The organism is Spiroplasma ixodetis, assembly GCF_040369795.1.
Taxonomy (GTDB): domain Bacteria; phylum Bacillota_I; class Bacilli_A; order Mycoplasmatales; family VBWQ01; genus Spiroplasma_E; species Spiroplasma_E ixodetis_B.
This window is the reverse complement of the sequence record NZ_AP028955.1, coordinates 831,615-846,878: the sequence shown is the minus strand read 5'-3', so window position 1 is coordinate 846,878 and position 15,264 is coordinate 831,615. Positions and strand designations below refer to the sequence as shown.

Below are 15,264 nucleotides of genomic sequence, written 5' to 3'. Positions count from 1 at the left end.
TGACTATTAACAGATTCAATAGCATTACTTAGTTTTACTGTTAATTTCACATAATTGGATTTATCTTTCATTTTTATAATTACTTATAATTGGGTTTGCTTATACGCATCTTGTTCCTGAAATTGTTGAAAATTTAAAACCAAGATTTTTCATTTTATCTTTATTTTTTGGATGGTTTTCTTGATAATCTCAATTCATAATATCTTTTACTAATACCATTAATGCACCAATAATTTTAGGTGTTGCTAAGGGATTGGTTAATAATTGTTTTGGGTTTAAATAAAAATTTTCTACACTTACTAATACTTTTTTATTATTTAAAAATTTCTTAAAATATTTTAATTTTTCTTTATAAATATTTTTACATTCTAAAATAGTTTTTGCTTGGAATGTTTCACGAAAAATAATATTATTAGTTTCATTTGAATATATAACAATTCCATTATTACCAATACCAGCTGGGTCAATACCAATCTTTATTTCATATTGCATTATTAATCAAAGTCGCCTTTAATTTCATCTCTTAATTTAATAATAAATCCGAATGGAGTTAAACCTTGTGTATGGCCAATATAAAAGGTTTCATAATCAAGTATTCTATTAATTATTTTTTCTTTATATTCATTAGACATATTCCGTAAATAAATTTAATCAATTGTCAATAATAATATTTATAAATTTTTTAGTGTTAATAATTATAGAAGTTAATATTTTTAAAAAAATACTTTAAAAATAAATTTATATTTCAAACACAAAAATTGTTAATATTATTTTTATATTAACTTGATAAAAATTTAAATTTTTAAAAAAATATTTTTAATATTTTTTTATTTTAATGGTTTTGTTTTATTAAAAATTTCACAAAGTAAGTTAAATCTTAAGTACATAAGTCTAAATATACTTTTTCTACATTTATTTATTAAAATTTTGAATCTTTTTAATCAAGCAAAAACATGTTCAACTTTAATTCTAATTTTTGAAATAATTTTATTGTAGATTTTTTCTTGTTTAGTTAATTTTTTATTTTTAGTTTTTTTAATTGGTAATATAGTATTTTTATAAATATTTTGTATTCCTTGATATCCCAAATCACCAATAATTATTGTTTTTTCTGAAAATTCAAGATTTTAATTTTTTAATATTTGAAAATCATGTACTTTTCCATTATCAGCAAAAATATCAATAATTTTTTTATTAAAAAAGTCATATATAATTTAAAATTTTATAGAAAACATTCAACTTTTACCAGAAAAATATTCTAACTGTAGTTTTTTTTAGTTGGTCTTTCAATTTCAATTTCAGTTGAATCAATTAAATAAAATTGAAATTCATTTAAATCTTCTTGTTTTTTCTCAATTTTTGATTTATATTTTGTTATTAAAAACTGATAATCTTTGTCATAACTAAGTTTATTTTCTACTCAAGTAATATTTCAAAAACAACTTGATGCACTCATTTTATATTTAATACTCATTTGGAAAAAAGTATAATATTCTTTTCAGTATACTAAAGTCATCATCAATCTTTCTTCAACTGAAAGTTTATATTTTCTACCTTTAGTTTTTTTTAAATTTTCTATTTCAATTAATTTTGTTAACATTTAATCAAAATGAAAACGTTTTATACCAAAATATCTATAAAATTGTTCATTTTTTAGTTTTTTTTAAATTTTCAAAATTCATTTTTATCAACACCTTATTAATTTATTAACAAAGAAATTATAAAATAAATTTTAAATTATTAATTGACTTTTCAAAAATTTATTTACGGAATATGTCTATTAATTACTTCTTTTTTAAAAACTTCTCTTAATTTTTCTATATTATTTAAATGTTCTTTTATTATTTCTTGATTACGTTTTTTATTATATTCATTAATAATTTCTTGGTCTTTATAAGAAAATGGTTTTTGTTTATTCATATTTATACCTCCTACTTAACCTAACATTTAAAATACAGTCATAACAAATTGCTTTATTATTTTATCTCTTAAAAAGTTTTGTCTTGTTTTTATATCATTAGTATTAAAGAATAAATAATCTAATTTATGTTGTTTACATGTTCAACAAAAATACTTTTTCATTTTATTTACCTACATTTTCTTATTTTTTATCAATAATATAATCAATGGTTATATTTCTATAATTATTAAAATGAGTTTTACATAATCCTAATTTTGTATCTTTTTTAATTGAACAAACATATATTTCTTTATTACTGTTATTATTTTTACAATCATAACTATCACAATATCATAGTCATTCATAATCATTACTCATTATTAAATTACCTTACTTATAGCTAACTAAAGTAATGTTTACTCATATCTTGAAAAACAAAATCAATAGTTTTTTTAATATTTGGTCAATAATTTGGTAATATTTTTCTTATATTATGTTTTATAGCAAATCAAAAATGTTCAATTGGATTTAAATTAGGAGAATATGGTGGAAGAAATAATAGTTTGCATCCAGCATTTTCAATTAATTGTTGTGTTAATTTAGATTTATGAAACGTTGCATTATCTAAAACTATAATTTGTCCACGCTTTAATACTGGAATTAGTATATTTTTTACATATGATTCAAAAATTTTACTGTTGCAATGTCCTTCAAATGCTCATAGGGCTTTTAATTTACCTTTATTTAGTGAACCAATTATACTCATTCTTTTTATTTTATATGCGGGTTTATTATCAAATAATCTTTTACCTTTTTCAGATCAACCATATTTATAAAATTCATTATCATCAATTCCAGACTCATCAATATATACTAAATCTTCATTCATTATTTTAGCTATTTCTTTTAAAAAATCTTCTTGTTTGTTTTTATCTCTTTGTTCATATAAAAAAGTTTTTTTATATGTATAGCTAACTAAATTAATGTTTACTCATAAATAATGTAAAATAATAATATGTAATTTAAACAGTTTTTGAATTTAAAAGTACAATTCAGAAATATTTAAAATAGATTAGGAAGATTAAATTATGCCAAAACCATACAGTGAAGACTTACGAAGAAAAGTAATAGAAGACTATGAAAGTAAAAACATGAAAATTAAAGAAATTTGTAAAGTGTTCAATATTACTAGAAAGACTTTATTCTTATGAAGAAAAAGAAAAAAAGAAACTGGGCATATAAAACCAATTTTGAATTATCAAAAAGAACATAGCCACAAAATAAAGGATTTAGATGAATTAAAAAATTATTTAGCGCAAAATAAAGATGTTACAGTTCAAAAAGTGATTGAAAAATTTGGTGATATGACTAAAGAAATAGTTTATAACTATTTCAAAAAACTAAATTATACATATAAAAAAACTTTTTTATATGAACAAAGAGATAAAAATAAACAAGAAGATTTTTTAAAAGAAATAGCTAAAATAATGAATGAATATTTAGTATATATTGATGAATCTGGAATTGATGATAATGAATTTTATAAATATGGTTGATCTGAAAAAGGTAAAAGATTATTTGATAATAAACCCGCATATAAAAGACATATTCCGTAAATAAATTTTTTAAAAGTCAATTAATAATTTAAAATTTATTTTATAATTTCTTTATTAATAAATTAATAAGGTGTTGATAAAAATGAATTTTGAAAATTTAAAAAAATTAAAAAATGAACAATTTTATAGATATTTTGGTATAAAACGTTTTCATTTTGATGAAATGTTAACAAAATTAATTGAAATAGAAAATTTAAAAAAAACTAAAGGTAGAAAATATAAACTTTCAGTTGAAGAAAGATTGATGATGACTTTAGTATACTGAAAAGAATATTATACTTTTTTCCAAATGAGTATTAAATATAAAATGAGTGCATCAAGTTGTTTTCGAAATATTACTTGAGTAGAAAATAAACTTAGTGATGACAAAGATTATCAGTTTTTAAAAACAAAATATAAATTAAAAATTGAGAAAAAACAAGAAGATTTAAAGACCAACTAAAAAAAACTACAGTTAGAATATTTTTCTGGTAAAAGTTGAATGTTTTCTATAAAATTTCAAATTATATATGACTTTTTTAATAAAAAAATTGTTGATATTTTTGCTGATAATGGAAAAGTACATGATTTTCAAATATTAAAAAATTCAAATCTTTAATTTTCAGAAAAAACAATAATTATTGGTGATTTGGGATATCAAGGAATACAAAATATTTATAAAAATACTATATTACCAATTAAAAAAACTAAAAATAAAAAATTAACTAAACAAGAAAAAATCTACAATAAAATTATTTCAAAAATTAGAATTAAAGTTGAACATGTTTTTGCTTGATTAAAAAGATTCAAATCTTTAATTTTCAGAAAAAACAATAATTATTGGTGATTTGGGATATCAAGGAATACAAAATATTTATAAAAATACTATATTACCAATTAAAAAAACTAAAAATAAAAAATTAACTAAACAAGAAAAAATCTACAATAAAATTATTTCAAAAATTAGAATTAAAGTTGAACATGTTTTTGCTTGATTAAAAAGATTCAAAATTTTAATAAATAAATGTAGAAAAAGTATATTTAGACTTATGTACTTAAGATTTAACTTACTTTGTGAAATTTTTAATAAAACAAAACCATTAAAATAAAAAAATATTTTTAATATTTTTTTAAAAATTTAAATTTTTATCAAGTTAATATAAAAATAATATTAACAATTTTTGTGTTTGAAATATAAATTTATTTTTAAAGTATTTTTTTAAAAATATTAACTTCTATAATTATTAACACTAAAAAATTTATAAATATTATTGTTGACAATTGATTAAATTTATTTACGGAATATGTCTAAAATAAAAAGAACGAGTATAATTGGTTCGCTAAATAAAGGTAAATTAAAAGCCCTATGAGCGTTTGAAGGACATTGCAACAGTAAAATTTTTGAATCATATGTAAAAAATCGGTAATGTTTAGTAATCTGTGTAACTTACAAAAATAACTATGTTTAATTAATTCTAGTAAATAAAATTAAATAAATAGAAAGAGTGAGTTATGTATGTCTAAAAAACAAAATATTAATAATAATGATCCAATATCAAAAGCAGTAGATTTATTACTAGAAAATACTGAAGATTTAACAACAGTTTTTAAAGAGGGAGGTTTATATAAAGCATTAACAAAAAGATTAGTTGAAAAAATGTTGAATTCTGAAATGCAAAATTATTTAGGATATGAAAAAAATCAACATAATAATAGTGATAATGCTCGTAATGGTATAAGTTCAAAAAAATTAATAACTCAACAAGGTAAAATTGAGATTAATGTACCACGAGATCGTAATAGTAATTTTGAGCCAGTAATAGTTGCAAAAAGACAAAGAAGATTTGATGGTTTTGATCAACAAGTTCTTTCATTATATGCCAAAGGCATGACTTTATCAGATATTAGAATGCAGTTACAAGATTTATATCATGGTGCTGATATTAGTGAAAGTGTTATTAGTCAAATTACTGATGATGTTATTGATGATGTTAAAGCATGACAAAATCGGCCATTAGAAAGTGTTTATCCGATTGTTTATTTTGATTGTATAGTAGTTAAAGTACGACAAGATAAACGCATTATTAACAAATCAGTTTATATAGCACTAGGAGTTGATTTAGAAGGTAAAAAAGATATTTTAGGTTTATTAATTAGTGAAAATGAAGGTTCTAAGTTTTGATTATCTAATTTCACAGAAATGAAAAATCGAGGCTTAAATGATATTCTTATTGCTTGTAGTGACAATTTAACAGGAATGTCAGAAGCAATACAATCAGTTTATCCTAAAACCGAACATCAATTATGCATAGTTCATCAAATTAGAAATAGTTTAAAATATGTTTCATACAAACATAGAAAATCACTAGTTACAGATTTAAAACCGATTTATAGTGCATGTAGTGAAGAACAAGCAATGCAAACTTTAGAATCTTTTGAAAGTAAATGAAATAAACAATATCCTCAAATTGCTAAATCATGATATAAAAATTGAGATAATTTAATGGTTTTTATTAGTTATCCTGCAGAAATCAAAAGAGTGATTTATACAACAAATGCTATTGAATCTGTTAATAGTCAATTACGAAAAGTTATTAGAAATAAAAAAGTTTTTCCAAATGATATGGCAGTTTTTAAAATATTTTACTTAGCAATTGAAAATATAACAAAAAAATGAACACTGCCCATTCAAAATTGAAATACAGCAATTGCTCATTTTATGATAAAATTTGAAGATAGAATTAATCTAAACTAGTAACTTTGTAAAAAGATACACATATTTTTAAAAAGCCTCAAAAAATATACTAATTCCAGTATTAAAGCGTGGACAAATTATAGTTTTAGATAATGCAACGTTTCATAAATCTAAATTAACACAACAATTAATTGAAAATGCTGGATGCAAACTATTATTTCTTCCACCGTATTCTCCTAATTTAAATCTAATTGAACATTTTTGATTTGCTATAAAACATAATATAAGAAAAATATTACCAAATTATTGACCAAATATTAAAAAAGCGATTGATTTTGTTTTTCGAGATATGAGTAAACATTACTGTAGTTAGCTATATAATTTAGTTTTTTGAAATAGTTATAAACTATTTCTTTAGTCATATCACCAAATTTTTCAATCACTTTTTGAACTGTAACATCTTTATTTTGCGCTAAATAATTTTTTAATTCATCTAAATCCTTTATTTTGTGGCTATGTTCTTTTTGATAATTCAAAATTGGTTTTATATGCCCAGTTTCTTTTTTTCTTTTTCTTCATAAGAATAAAGTCTTTCTAGTAATATTGAACACTTTACAAATTTCTTTAATTTTCATGTTTTTACTTTCATAGTCTTCTATTACTTTTCTTCGTAAGTCTTCACTGTATGGTTTTGGCATAATTTAATCTTCCTAATCTATTTTAAATATTGCTGAATTGTACTTTTAAATTCAAAAACTGTTTAAATTACATATTATTATTTTACATTATTTATGAGTAAACATTACTTTAGTTAGCTATATAAGAAATTATTGTTTTACTTACAAATAATAATTTAATCAACTAAATTTCATTTTTTCTATCAATATGTAAAAGAAAAACCCCATAAATAATATATTGTAATTTCATTAAATAAAAAATAAGAATATATAACTAGATTTATTTTAAAATAACAATATATTTTTCCTTTAAGACATTACAAAAAAACATAAAAAAAATACTTAGTAAAAATAAAAAATAATACTAGTAGGCTAATAACCAATAATTTTGTGTGTCTTAAATTTATTATAACACCGCAACTTTTAAAATTAATAAAATTTTATTAATTTTATTATTAAAATATCATTTTAAATAAAAAAATTAGCACCCTTATTATGGTTCTAATTTAATAATATTTTTATAATATTTTATTATCTTGATTTTTTGTTCATAGTAAAGCTAATGAAAGAATAGCAGCAGCAATACAACCATAAAAGTAATAAAATAAATAATCTCAGTTTTCATTACAAAAACCAGCAATTACTACTTTTGAAAAAAGAGCATCACCAAGAAAATAACCAGATAATCCTGTAAATCCTGAAGCAGTAGCGGCTGCTTTCTTATTTGTTAGTTCAATAGCAGTAGCACCAATCATCGCTTGTGGCATATAAACACCAAAACCAGCAATCATTAAAGCAGTAATAAGCATAGGCATATTACCACGAGGAGCAACTTGCAATAAAACCAGTCCACAAAGTGCAATTAATAATCCAAATATCATTAATGGTGCTTTACGATTATTAAAAAATCACTTAGCAAAATATGCTGCAGAAATACCACCAAATAAACCAGATAATTCAAAACAGGCAGCAAATCATTTACTATGTTTTAAATCTAAACCATGAACATCTTTCATTAAAATTAATGTTCATCCTGCCAGTCCTTGTCGTACAACATATACTCAAATATTAGCAAATGCTAATATTCATAAAAATTTATTTTTTAAAATATACTTTACAAAAATTTCTTTTCAATTAAGTTCTGCTTTTTCTTCTTTATGTTCTAGAACACCTTTTCATTTTTCAACAGTAGGTAACCCTTCTGCTTCGGGGCGATCACGTAATCCTCATAAACATAATGGAATCATAGCTAAAGCAAAAACACTAGGAATTCAAAAATATAAACCATAAATTGTTCCACCCGGATCAAGTACTGTTACTAAAGAAATAACAACAACTGGTAATAAAGCAGCGCCAATATTTTGTCCTGAGTTTCAAATTCCAATACGTCCTGAACGTTCTTTATCAGTAAATCAATGAGAAAATAGTCTAGCTGTAGCTGGTCAACCCATACCTTGGAAAACAGCCAACATCGCAATCAAACTCAACATCATTACAAACGGACCAACACTAATTTTATTTCCAGCAAAAGCAACTACACCACCCATAATAATATTTAAAATAGAAGAAACAAATAATCCAACAATCATGATTACTCTTCCTGAACTACGGTCAGCGACATTTCCAACAATAAATTTAGCACCACCATAAACAACCGCAAAAATTGTTCCCATTAAAGCATACTCCATTTTAGTTATGCTACCATTGCTTTCTAAAGCAGAACCCGCTACTGTATACGCTTGACGAGTAAAGTAGTAAAGAATATATGATAAAATGCTAAAACCAAAAACTTGATTACGTAAAATAATAAATTTTTTATTAACTTGCTTTAAGTCTTCACTAAAAATTTCTTTTTTTGCAGGTGGCTTAAAAACACATGCAAGTCTATTAAAAACAGACATTTTTTTACCCTCCTTCTAAAAGGATGCATAAATTATAGTAACCCAAATAACCTGCTCTTAAAAAATTAATATAAACATACTTTAACACATAGGTTTTTACAATTTTTGTTTTTGTGGAAAAATAAATAATATTAAAAATTAAAAAATAACTCTCTACCAAACTATTTTTTTGAAATACCATAAATAAATATTAACTCTACATCTTTTAAAATTCATTTACATTTATTTATTAAACAGTTTTATAAAATGTAGCAATAATTTATTTATCCCCTTCTCAAATTGTTTAGTTCTAACCTATATATTTTAGATTATAACAGATATATTCTAAAATTGAAAAGATATTTCTTTAATTTTAAAAAAAATAAGGCTTTTATCCCTTTATGTACTATTTTTAAATTTTATCACATAAATGGAGATAAAAGCCTATCTAGGAAATTATCCCCACATGTATCTAAATCAAACACAAAATTATAGTTTCAAAACTAGTTATCTTATTGAATTTATATGCAGCTTCTTTTGCATATAGATAACTAAAGTAATGTTTACTCATAAATAATGTAAAATAATAACATGTAATTTAAACAGTTTTTGAATTTAAAAGCACAATTAATCAATATTTAAAATAGATTAGGAAGATTAAATTATGCCAAAACCATACAGTGAAGACTTACGAAGAAAAGTAATAGAAGCCTATGAAAGTAAAAAAATGAAAATTAAAGAAATTTGTAAAGTGTTCAATATTACTAGAAAGACTTTGTTCTTATGAAGAAAAAGAAAAAAAGAAACTGGGCATATAAAACCAATTTTGAATTATCAAAAAGGACATAGCCACAAAATAAAGGATTTAGATGAATTAAAAAATTATTTAGTGCAAAATAAAGATGTTACATTTCAAAAAGTAATTGAAAAATTTGGTGATATGACTAAAGAAACAGTTTATAACTATTTCAAAAAACTAAATTATACATATAAAAAAACTTTTCTATATGAACAAAGAGATAAAAACAAACAAGAAGATTTTTTAAAATAAATAGCTAAAATAATGAATGAAGATTTAGTATATATTGATGAATCTGGAATTGCTGATAATGAATTTTATAAATATGGTTGATCTGAAAAAGGTAAAAGATTATTTGATAATAAACCCGCATATAAAATAAAAAGAATGAGTATAATTGGTTCACTAAATAAAGGTAAATTAAAATCCCTATGAGCATTTGAAGGGCATTGCAACAGTAAAATTTTTGAATCATATGTAAAAAATATACTAATTCCAGTATTAAAGCGTGGACAAATTATAGTTTTAGATAATGCAACGTTTCATAAATCTAAATTAACACAACAATTAATTGAAAATGCTGGATGCAAACTATTATTTCTTCCGCCATATTCTCCTAATTTAAATCCAATTGAACATTTTTGATTTGCTATAAAACATAATATAAGAAAAATATTACCAAATTATTGGCCAAATATTAAAAAAGCGATTGATGTTGTTTTTTAGAAATACGTAGCTCACTCTTTCTAGTTATTTAATTTTATTTACTAGAATTAATTAAACATAGTTATTTTTGTAAGTTACACAGATTACTAAACATTACCTCAAATTGCTAAATCATGATATAAAAATTGAGATAATTTAATGGTTTTTATTAGTTATCCTGCAGAAATCAAAAGAGTGATTTATACAACAAATGCTATTGAATCTGTTAATAGTCAATTACGAAAAGTTATTAGAAATAAAAAAGTTTTTCCAAATGATATGGCAGTTTTTAAAATATTTTACTTAGCAATTGAAAATATAACAAAAAAATGAACACTGCCCATTCAAAATTGAAATACAGCAATTGCTCATTTTATGATAAAATTTGAAGATAGAATTAATCTAAACTAGTAACTTTGTAAAAAGATACACAGATTTTTAAAAATCCTCAAAATTTTAAAGATATTAATTTTTATTTTAAATTAAAAAAATAAATTATCACCAAATAATAACGTCTTATAATAAATTTTGATATGAAAAACTCTTTTCTACAATATTATGTTCATCTAAATCATTTATTGATTTTCATTTTTTACCATAATTTAAACTACTACTTCCTAATATTTTAGTTTTCTTTTCTAATTTATTAACTTTAGTTTTTAAAATTTCAATATCACTTTCTAACTTATTAATTTTAGTATTTAATACATTATGTTCGCAAATTAATTTATTAAAACTATCCTTACTATATTTATTATTAATTGCTTTAATTTTATTACTTTCTCACATTCCACAAGTCAAAAATTTAAGTGGTCAATGTCACCATCTTCTTGCTAATTGTTTTTCATTTTTGAAATTCAAATTAAAATAATTAATTTGTCCACATATTTTATTTTTAGCTTCTTTTAGTATTTTTAAATCATATATTTTTTCTTGAATTTCTTTAAAAATTTCACTAATGTCTGAACTATCATATAGTGTTAAATCATCTAAACTTTTAGAACTATCTCTATGCTTTATTTCAACTTCTAAATCAGTTTGTGAACCTAATACAAATAACTTATCTTCTGAAGTAGTTAAAACATTACTTAAATCATATTTATATATATTTTTAAAATCTATTGCCAATGTTCCCTTATTTGCTTGTGCTTCTAAAAAACTAATAGTTACAGTAAACAAAGATAAAATTGGCATTATTGCTTTATCAGAATATTTTTTTGTACTTTTTCCACAATTATATTGAAGATATTTAATATTTTTAATAACATTAGGAATATCTGCAACCAAAGATATTCCTTTTAATTCTTCAATAATTCTTTTAAAATAAGGAATTTGAGTATTATGTTGTTTTTGATATCTTAACTTTATACTTTCCAGTTTTTTTATTAACTCTGTTGCAGATAACATTTTTTCTTTTACCATTTTTTAATTTCTCCTCTTTTAAAAAATAAAAAAACCCATTTATTTTTAATAAAAATAAGGGTTAGAAAACTTATATTAAGTTTATGATTTTTATTATACTATCTTTTTTTTAAGATTTTATTAATATACTTTTGGCATAAAATAATAATTAGTTTTTCTAAATTTTAAAAAATTTGGAATGGCAACCTTTTTTAGGACTGTTTTTTGGTAGACATTTGCGCTTGGTGTTTTATGGGGGTTAAGTAGTTTAGAGTGCTGTGGATTCTTATGTTGTTGTATCAATTGATATAATCAAATAATTCTAATTTTAATTGGATTAATGATGTAAAATTTTTATCATTAATAAATTCTGTTTTGAAAGTTGCTTCAGCAACAGCGTTATCATAAGGACAACCTTTTTTGCTTAAAGAGTGGGTAATATTGAAGGCTAATAAAAGTTTATCAATATTTTTATTATTAAATTCATTACCGCGATCGCTATGAAATATTTGAATATTTTTTAAACAACTATTTGAGCACATAAATGCTTGATATACTAATGATGCATCTTCTTTAGTACCTACACTATGTCCAATAATTTCGCGATTGTACAGGTCGATTAATAAGCAAATATAGTTTCATTTACCATTAACTTGAACATAAGTTAAATCACTAACAATAACTTCATTTTTAAGCCTATTATTAAAGTCTCTATTAACAAGATTAGTAATTTGACTATCATTGACTTTATTATGATAATTTTTGTATGATAATTTAGTGTATTTTGATATTAAATTATGTTTATTCATAATTTTTTTAATTTTTCGTCTTGATAAATTAATTTTCTTTTCTTTTAGAACAACTTTTAATCTTCTTGTTCCATAAGTTTCTTTATTTTCTTTAAAAGTGCTAATAACAGCTTCATCATACATATTATTTTGAATTTTATCTTCTTTTTTCTTGAAATTAAAATAATATGTTGATTTAGAGATTTTTAAAAAACGACACATTGTACGAATTTTATATTTAACTTTATTTTTAGTAATAATTTCTATTTTCTGCCTATTATTAGTGCTGCTTGCTTTAAAATATCATTTTCCATTCGTAACTGTTTTAATTCTTTTCTTAATTTATCCAATTAATACGTTTTCTTCAACAGAACGGTTATCTTTAGTTTTAAAACTGCCTGAATTAGTAAATTGCTTAATTCAATTATAAGTAGCTGCTCTTGTAACATTGTACTCTTTAGCAAGACAAAACACTGACTTACCACTTTGATATAAAGCTACTATTTGTTTTTTTAATTCATCTGAATATGAGTTAATATTGGCCATAATTATAATTCTTTTCTTTTAACTAATTTGTTCACTTGTCTACGTAATTAGTGCCCCATAAAGTGTAACCCATCCAATTTTTCTTCCACCATATTCTCCTAATTTAAATCCAATTGAACATTTTTGATTTGCTATAAAACATAATATAAGAAAAATATTACCAAATGATTGACCAAATATTAAAAAAGTTATTGATTTTTTTCAAGATATGAGTAAACATTACTTTAGTTAGCTATATGTTAATTGTCAATTGTAAAAAATATATTCTGATTTTGCTTTTAATAAAAAACAATAATTATTTTCACCTAATAAAATTGGGTTAAAACATTCATATTTTTTTATTATATTAATACTAGCAAGTAACATATCCCAACGTATTCCATCACTTACTATCACTATTTGTTGAAAATTAATTTTTTTGGAAATTGCAGTAACTATCGCAAGTTCACTATCAATAAAATATTTTTTTTATTAAAAGTAATAATTTCAAAATTATGTATTTTACTTTGATCATTTAAAATCTTTAACTGTTGTTTATTAATGGTATCATTATCACCACAAATAAACTTAATTGATTTTTTATATTTTAATCATGATAAAACACCAGTTTCAACACCAATAAAAATTGGATTAATAAATTGTTCTCAAATTAAATTATAATCACGACAAACAATTACTAATTTTTTAATATAACTATTTTTCATAATTTGTTAACATCGCAACTTGTTTTTTTACTGAATTATCACTATTTAATAAATAACTACCCGCTACTAAGTAATTAGCACCAGCAGTAATACAATCATTTGCTGTTCAATTATTAATGCCACCATCAACAGCAATTGTAATATTTGGAAAATTATTATCGATATGTTTTACTAACATTTTAATTTTATTAATAGTTAAATCTAAAAAACGTTTTCCACCCGCACCTGGTTGCACACTCATAATTAAAATTGTATCAAGATCTTTCAAATAATCATAAATTTTTGAAATTGGTGTATCAGGATTAATGGCAATTCCTTTTTTAAAACCAGGGTTTTTTCACTGCATAAATTCTTTTAATTGCTCTTCTGTTAATGCTTCATAATGCAAAGTAATATTTTTAACTTGCGGTAAAATTATAAATGGTTTTAAATAATCACATACTTTTAATGTTGTTATCTTTACCATCATATGACAATCAATATTGATATTAGAACTAAATTTACATACATCACTTAATATTTTTGCACCAAAACTTAAATTTTCAACAAAATGATGATCCATAACATCAAAATGAATTCAATTAATTCCTGCATTTTGTAAATTTAATAAATCATCTTTTAAAGATAGAAAGTTAGCAGTTAAAATGCTAGCGGCAATCGTCACTTCTTTTTTCATATATTACCATCCTTTATTTTAAATTATTAATTTTATTGAATTCTATTAAAATTTTACAATAATCTTCATAAAAAAAACTGGAAATTATTTTATTTGCAACTGCTTTTTTAATTGCACATTCTGGTTCTTGCTGATGTAAGCAAGTACGAAACTTACAATTTTGTCAAATATTAGTAAAACTAGGAAAATTAGTAGCAATATCAATACTACTTAAACCTTGAAACTGAAAGACTGAAAAACCAGGTGTATCTGCAATAATACCATCATGTAAAAAATAAAGGCGAGTTTTAGTTGTGGTATGTTTACCACGATTTAAACTTGTAGAAATACCCTGTGTTCATAGTTTTAAATTATTATCCAAACTATTTAAAGTTGAACTCTTTCCCACTCCTGAAGTACCTGTTAATATTGATAACTTGTTTGTAAAAACTTTTTTTAAATCTTCAATACCATTTTTTTTAAAATTTGAAATAAAAATTATTGGTAAATTTAAATTCTGATATGCTTTAACTTTTGTTCAAACTTCATTATCTTTAGTTACCAAATCAATTTTTGTAAATATTAAAATTATTTTTAAATGATAATAATTAAAAATAGTTAATAATTTATTTAATAGAAAACTACTAAGAAAAGGATTAACAAGAGAACTAACAATTAATACTTGATCAACATTAGCAATGCTTGGTCGATATAGTTCATTAAATCGAGGCAAAATTAATTCAACCAAAGGGTTTTTATCATCTTTAAAATTAACTTTAACATAATCACCAACTAAAATTTTTGCTGTTTGAAATTTTAAATTTCCTTTGATTAAACAAGAATAAATTTGATTTTCAATTCTTACTTCAACAAAGTTATTTGCAACTCCAATAACTATTCCTTGTTTAAAGTTCATAGT

At 22.2% G+C, this 15,264-nt stretch carries 22 protein-coding genes and 3 pseudogenes; 11 read left to right on the top strand and 14 right to left on the bottom strand.

Features of this window, described 5'->3' with window-relative positions:
• Positions 1-99 precede the first annotated feature (99 nt).
• The 7 genes from ABWV63_RS06135 to ABWV63_RS06105 form a co-directional block, all read right to left on the bottom strand.
• Positions 100-492, bottom strand: coding sequence for a hypothetical protein (locus tag ABWV63_RS06135; RefSeq protein WP_353305632.1), 393 nt, complete (start codon positions 490-492; stop codon positions 100-102).
• 2 nt (positions 493-494) lie between these two features.
• The gene (locus ABWV63_RS06130) at positions 495-632 is read right to left on the bottom strand and encodes a hypothetical protein (protein WP_353305631.1); all 138 of its coding nucleotides are present in this window, start codon (positions 630-632) and stop codon (positions 495-497) included.
• A gap of 195 nt (positions 633-827) precedes the next feature.
• Positions 828-1,088 carry a transposase family protein gene (locus ABWV63_RS06125; protein ID WP_353305623.1) on the bottom strand — a complete coding sequence of 87 codons (261 nt, stop codon included), beginning with the start codon at positions 1,086-1,088 and terminating at the stop codon, positions 828-830.
• A gap of 170 nt (positions 1,089-1,258) precedes the next feature.
• Positions 1,259-1,600: a transposase family protein gene (locus ABWV63_RS06120; RefSeq protein WP_353305630.1), complete on the bottom strand. Its 342-nt coding sequence runs from the start codon at positions 1,598-1,600 to the stop codon at positions 1,259-1,261.
• Positions 1,601-1,764: 164 nt separating this feature from the next.
• On the bottom strand, positions 1,765-1,920 hold the full coding sequence (locus tag ABWV63_RS06115) for a hypothetical protein (RefSeq protein ID WP_353305629.1): 156 nt from the start codon (positions 1,918-1,920) through the stop codon (positions 1,765-1,767).
• Positions 1,921-2,101: 181 nt separating this feature from the next.
• A complete protein-coding gene (locus ABWV63_RS06110) occupies positions 2,102-2,278 on the bottom strand; it encodes a hypothetical protein (RefSeq protein WP_353305628.1) in 177 nt (58 codons plus the stop codon).
• Between the two features lie 22 nt (positions 2,279-2,300).
• A complete protein-coding gene (locus ABWV63_RS06105; protein WP_353305627.1) occupies positions 2,301-2,789 on the bottom strand; it encodes an IS630 family transposase in 489 nt (162 codons plus the stop codon).
• Between the two features lie 199 nt (positions 2,790-2,988).
• On the opposite strand from ABWV63_RS06105, the gene ABWV63_RS06100 reads away from it, so the two are divergent.
• The 7 genes and pseudogenes from ABWV63_RS06100 to ABWV63_RS06070 form a co-directional block, all read left to right on the top strand.
• The gene (locus ABWV63_RS06100; protein ID WP_353305626.1) at positions 2,989-3,516 is read left to right on the top strand and encodes an IS630 transposase-related protein; all 528 of its coding nucleotides are present in this window, start codon (positions 2,989-2,991) and stop codon (positions 3,514-3,516) included.
• An 82-nt stretch (positions 3,517-3,598) separates the two neighbouring features.
• A complete protein-coding gene (locus tag ABWV63_RS06095; RefSeq protein WP_353305625.1) occupies positions 3,599-3,958 on the top strand; it encodes a transposase family protein in 360 nt (119 codons plus the stop codon).
• Positions 3,959-4,144: 186 nt separating this feature from the next.
• A complete protein-coding gene (locus ABWV63_RS06090; protein WP_353305624.1) occupies positions 4,145-4,375 on the top strand; it encodes a transposase family protein in 231 nt (76 codons plus the stop codon).
• Complete coding sequence (locus tag ABWV63_RS06085; protein WP_353305623.1) at positions 4,344-4,604, top strand: transposase family protein; 261 nt, start codon at positions 4,344-4,346, stop codon at positions 4,602-4,604. The genes ABWV63_RS06090 and ABWV63_RS06085 overlap by 32 nt, the downstream gene beginning before the upstream one ends.
• 195 nt (positions 4,605-4,799) lie before the next feature.
• Positions 4,800-4,922: a hypothetical protein gene (locus ABWV63_RS06080; RefSeq protein ID WP_353305622.1), complete on the top strand. Its 123-nt coding sequence runs from the start codon at positions 4,800-4,802 to the stop codon at positions 4,920-4,922.
• 89 nt (positions 4,923-5,011) lie between these two features.
• The gene (locus ABWV63_RS06075; RefSeq protein WP_353305621.1) at positions 5,012-6,250 is read left to right on the top strand and encodes an IS256 family transposase; all 1,239 of its coding nucleotides are present in this window, start codon (positions 5,012-5,014) and stop codon (positions 6,248-6,250) included.
• Between the two features lie 40 nt (positions 6,251-6,290).
• Positions 6,291-6,446 (top strand): annotated as a pseudogene (locus ABWV63_RS06070) (transposase); the annotation flags it as partial.
• A gap of 61 nt (positions 6,447-6,507) precedes the next feature.
• Here ABWV63_RS06070 and ABWV63_RS06065 read toward each other — a convergent pair.
• The gene (locus ABWV63_RS06065; protein WP_353305620.1) at positions 6,508-6,888 is read right to left on the bottom strand and encodes an IS630 transposase-related protein; all 381 of its coding nucleotides are present in this window, start codon (positions 6,886-6,888) and stop codon (positions 6,508-6,510) included.
• 497 nt (positions 6,889-7,385) lie between these two features.
• Positions 7,386-8,768, bottom strand: coding sequence for an MFS transporter (locus ABWV63_RS06060; RefSeq protein ID WP_353305619.1), 1,383 nt, complete (start codon positions 8,766-8,768; stop codon positions 7,386-7,388).
• Between the two features lie 643 nt (positions 8,769-9,411).
• Between ABWV63_RS06060 and ABWV63_RS06055 the strand changes: the two genes are divergently transcribed.
• The 3 genes from ABWV63_RS06055 to ABWV63_RS06045 all read left to right on the top strand — a co-directional run bounded on the left by ABWV63_RS06055 (position 9,412) and on the right by ABWV63_RS06045 (position 10,662).
• On the top strand, positions 9,412-9,798 hold the full coding sequence (locus ABWV63_RS06055; protein ID WP_353305618.1) for an IS630 transposase-related protein: 387 nt from the start codon (positions 9,412-9,414) through the stop codon (positions 9,796-9,798).
• Between the two features lie 12 nt (positions 9,799-9,810).
• Positions 9,811-10,272, top strand: coding sequence for an IS630 family transposase (locus ABWV63_RS06050; protein WP_353305617.1), 462 nt, complete (start codon positions 9,811-9,813; stop codon positions 10,270-10,272).
• Between the two features lie 138 nt (positions 10,273-10,410).
• Positions 10,411-10,662 (top strand): transposase, encoded by a 252-nt coding sequence (locus tag ABWV63_RS06045; RefSeq protein WP_174480973.1) that lies wholly within the window; start codon positions 10,411-10,413, stop codon positions 10,660-10,662.
• A 105-nt stretch (positions 10,663-10,767) separates the two neighbouring features.
• On the opposite strand, the gene ABWV63_RS06040 is transcribed toward ABWV63_RS06045, so the two are convergent.
• Together ABWV63_RS06040 and ABWV63_RS06035 are read right to left on the bottom strand one after the other, a co-directional pair.
• Entirely contained in the window at positions 10,768-11,673 is a 906-nt protein-coding gene (locus ABWV63_RS06040; RefSeq protein ID WP_353305616.1) for a hypothetical protein, read from the bottom strand.
• 191 nt (positions 11,674-11,864) lie between these two features.
• Positions 11,865-12,986: pseudogene (locus tag ABWV63_RS06035) on the bottom strand (IS3 family transposase).
• A 76-nt stretch (positions 12,987-13,062) separates the two neighbouring features.
• On the opposite strand from ABWV63_RS06035, the pseudogene ABWV63_RS06030 reads away from it, so the two are divergent.
• A pseudogene (locus tag ABWV63_RS06030) lies at positions 13,063-13,218 on the top strand (transposase); the annotation flags it as partial.
• Between the two features lie 202 nt (positions 13,219-13,420).
• Here ABWV63_RS06030 and ABWV63_RS06025 read toward each other — a convergent pair.
• Genes ABWV63_RS06025 through rsgA form a run of 3 tightly spaced genes read right to left on the bottom strand, consistent with a single transcriptional unit; the run spans position 13,421 to position 15,261 of the window.
• A complete protein-coding gene (locus ABWV63_RS06025; protein ID WP_353305615.1) occupies positions 13,421-13,690 on the bottom strand; it encodes a hypothetical protein in 270 nt (89 codons plus the stop codon).
• Positions 13,680-14,366 carry a ribulose-phosphate 3-epimerase gene (locus ABWV63_RS06020; protein ID WP_353305614.1) on the bottom strand — a complete coding sequence of 229 codons (687 nt, stop codon included), beginning with the start codon at positions 14,364-14,366 and terminating at the stop codon, positions 13,680-13,682. The genes ABWV63_RS06025 and ABWV63_RS06020 overlap by 11 nt, the downstream gene beginning before the upstream one ends.
• Positions 14,367-14,379: 13 nt before the next feature.
• Positions 14,380-15,261: a ribosome small subunit-dependent GTPase A gene (rsgA, locus tag ABWV63_RS06015; protein ID WP_353305613.1), complete on the bottom strand. Its 882-nt coding sequence runs from the start codon at positions 15,259-15,261 to the stop codon at positions 14,380-14,382.
• Positions 15,262-15,264: the final 3 nt, after the last annotated feature.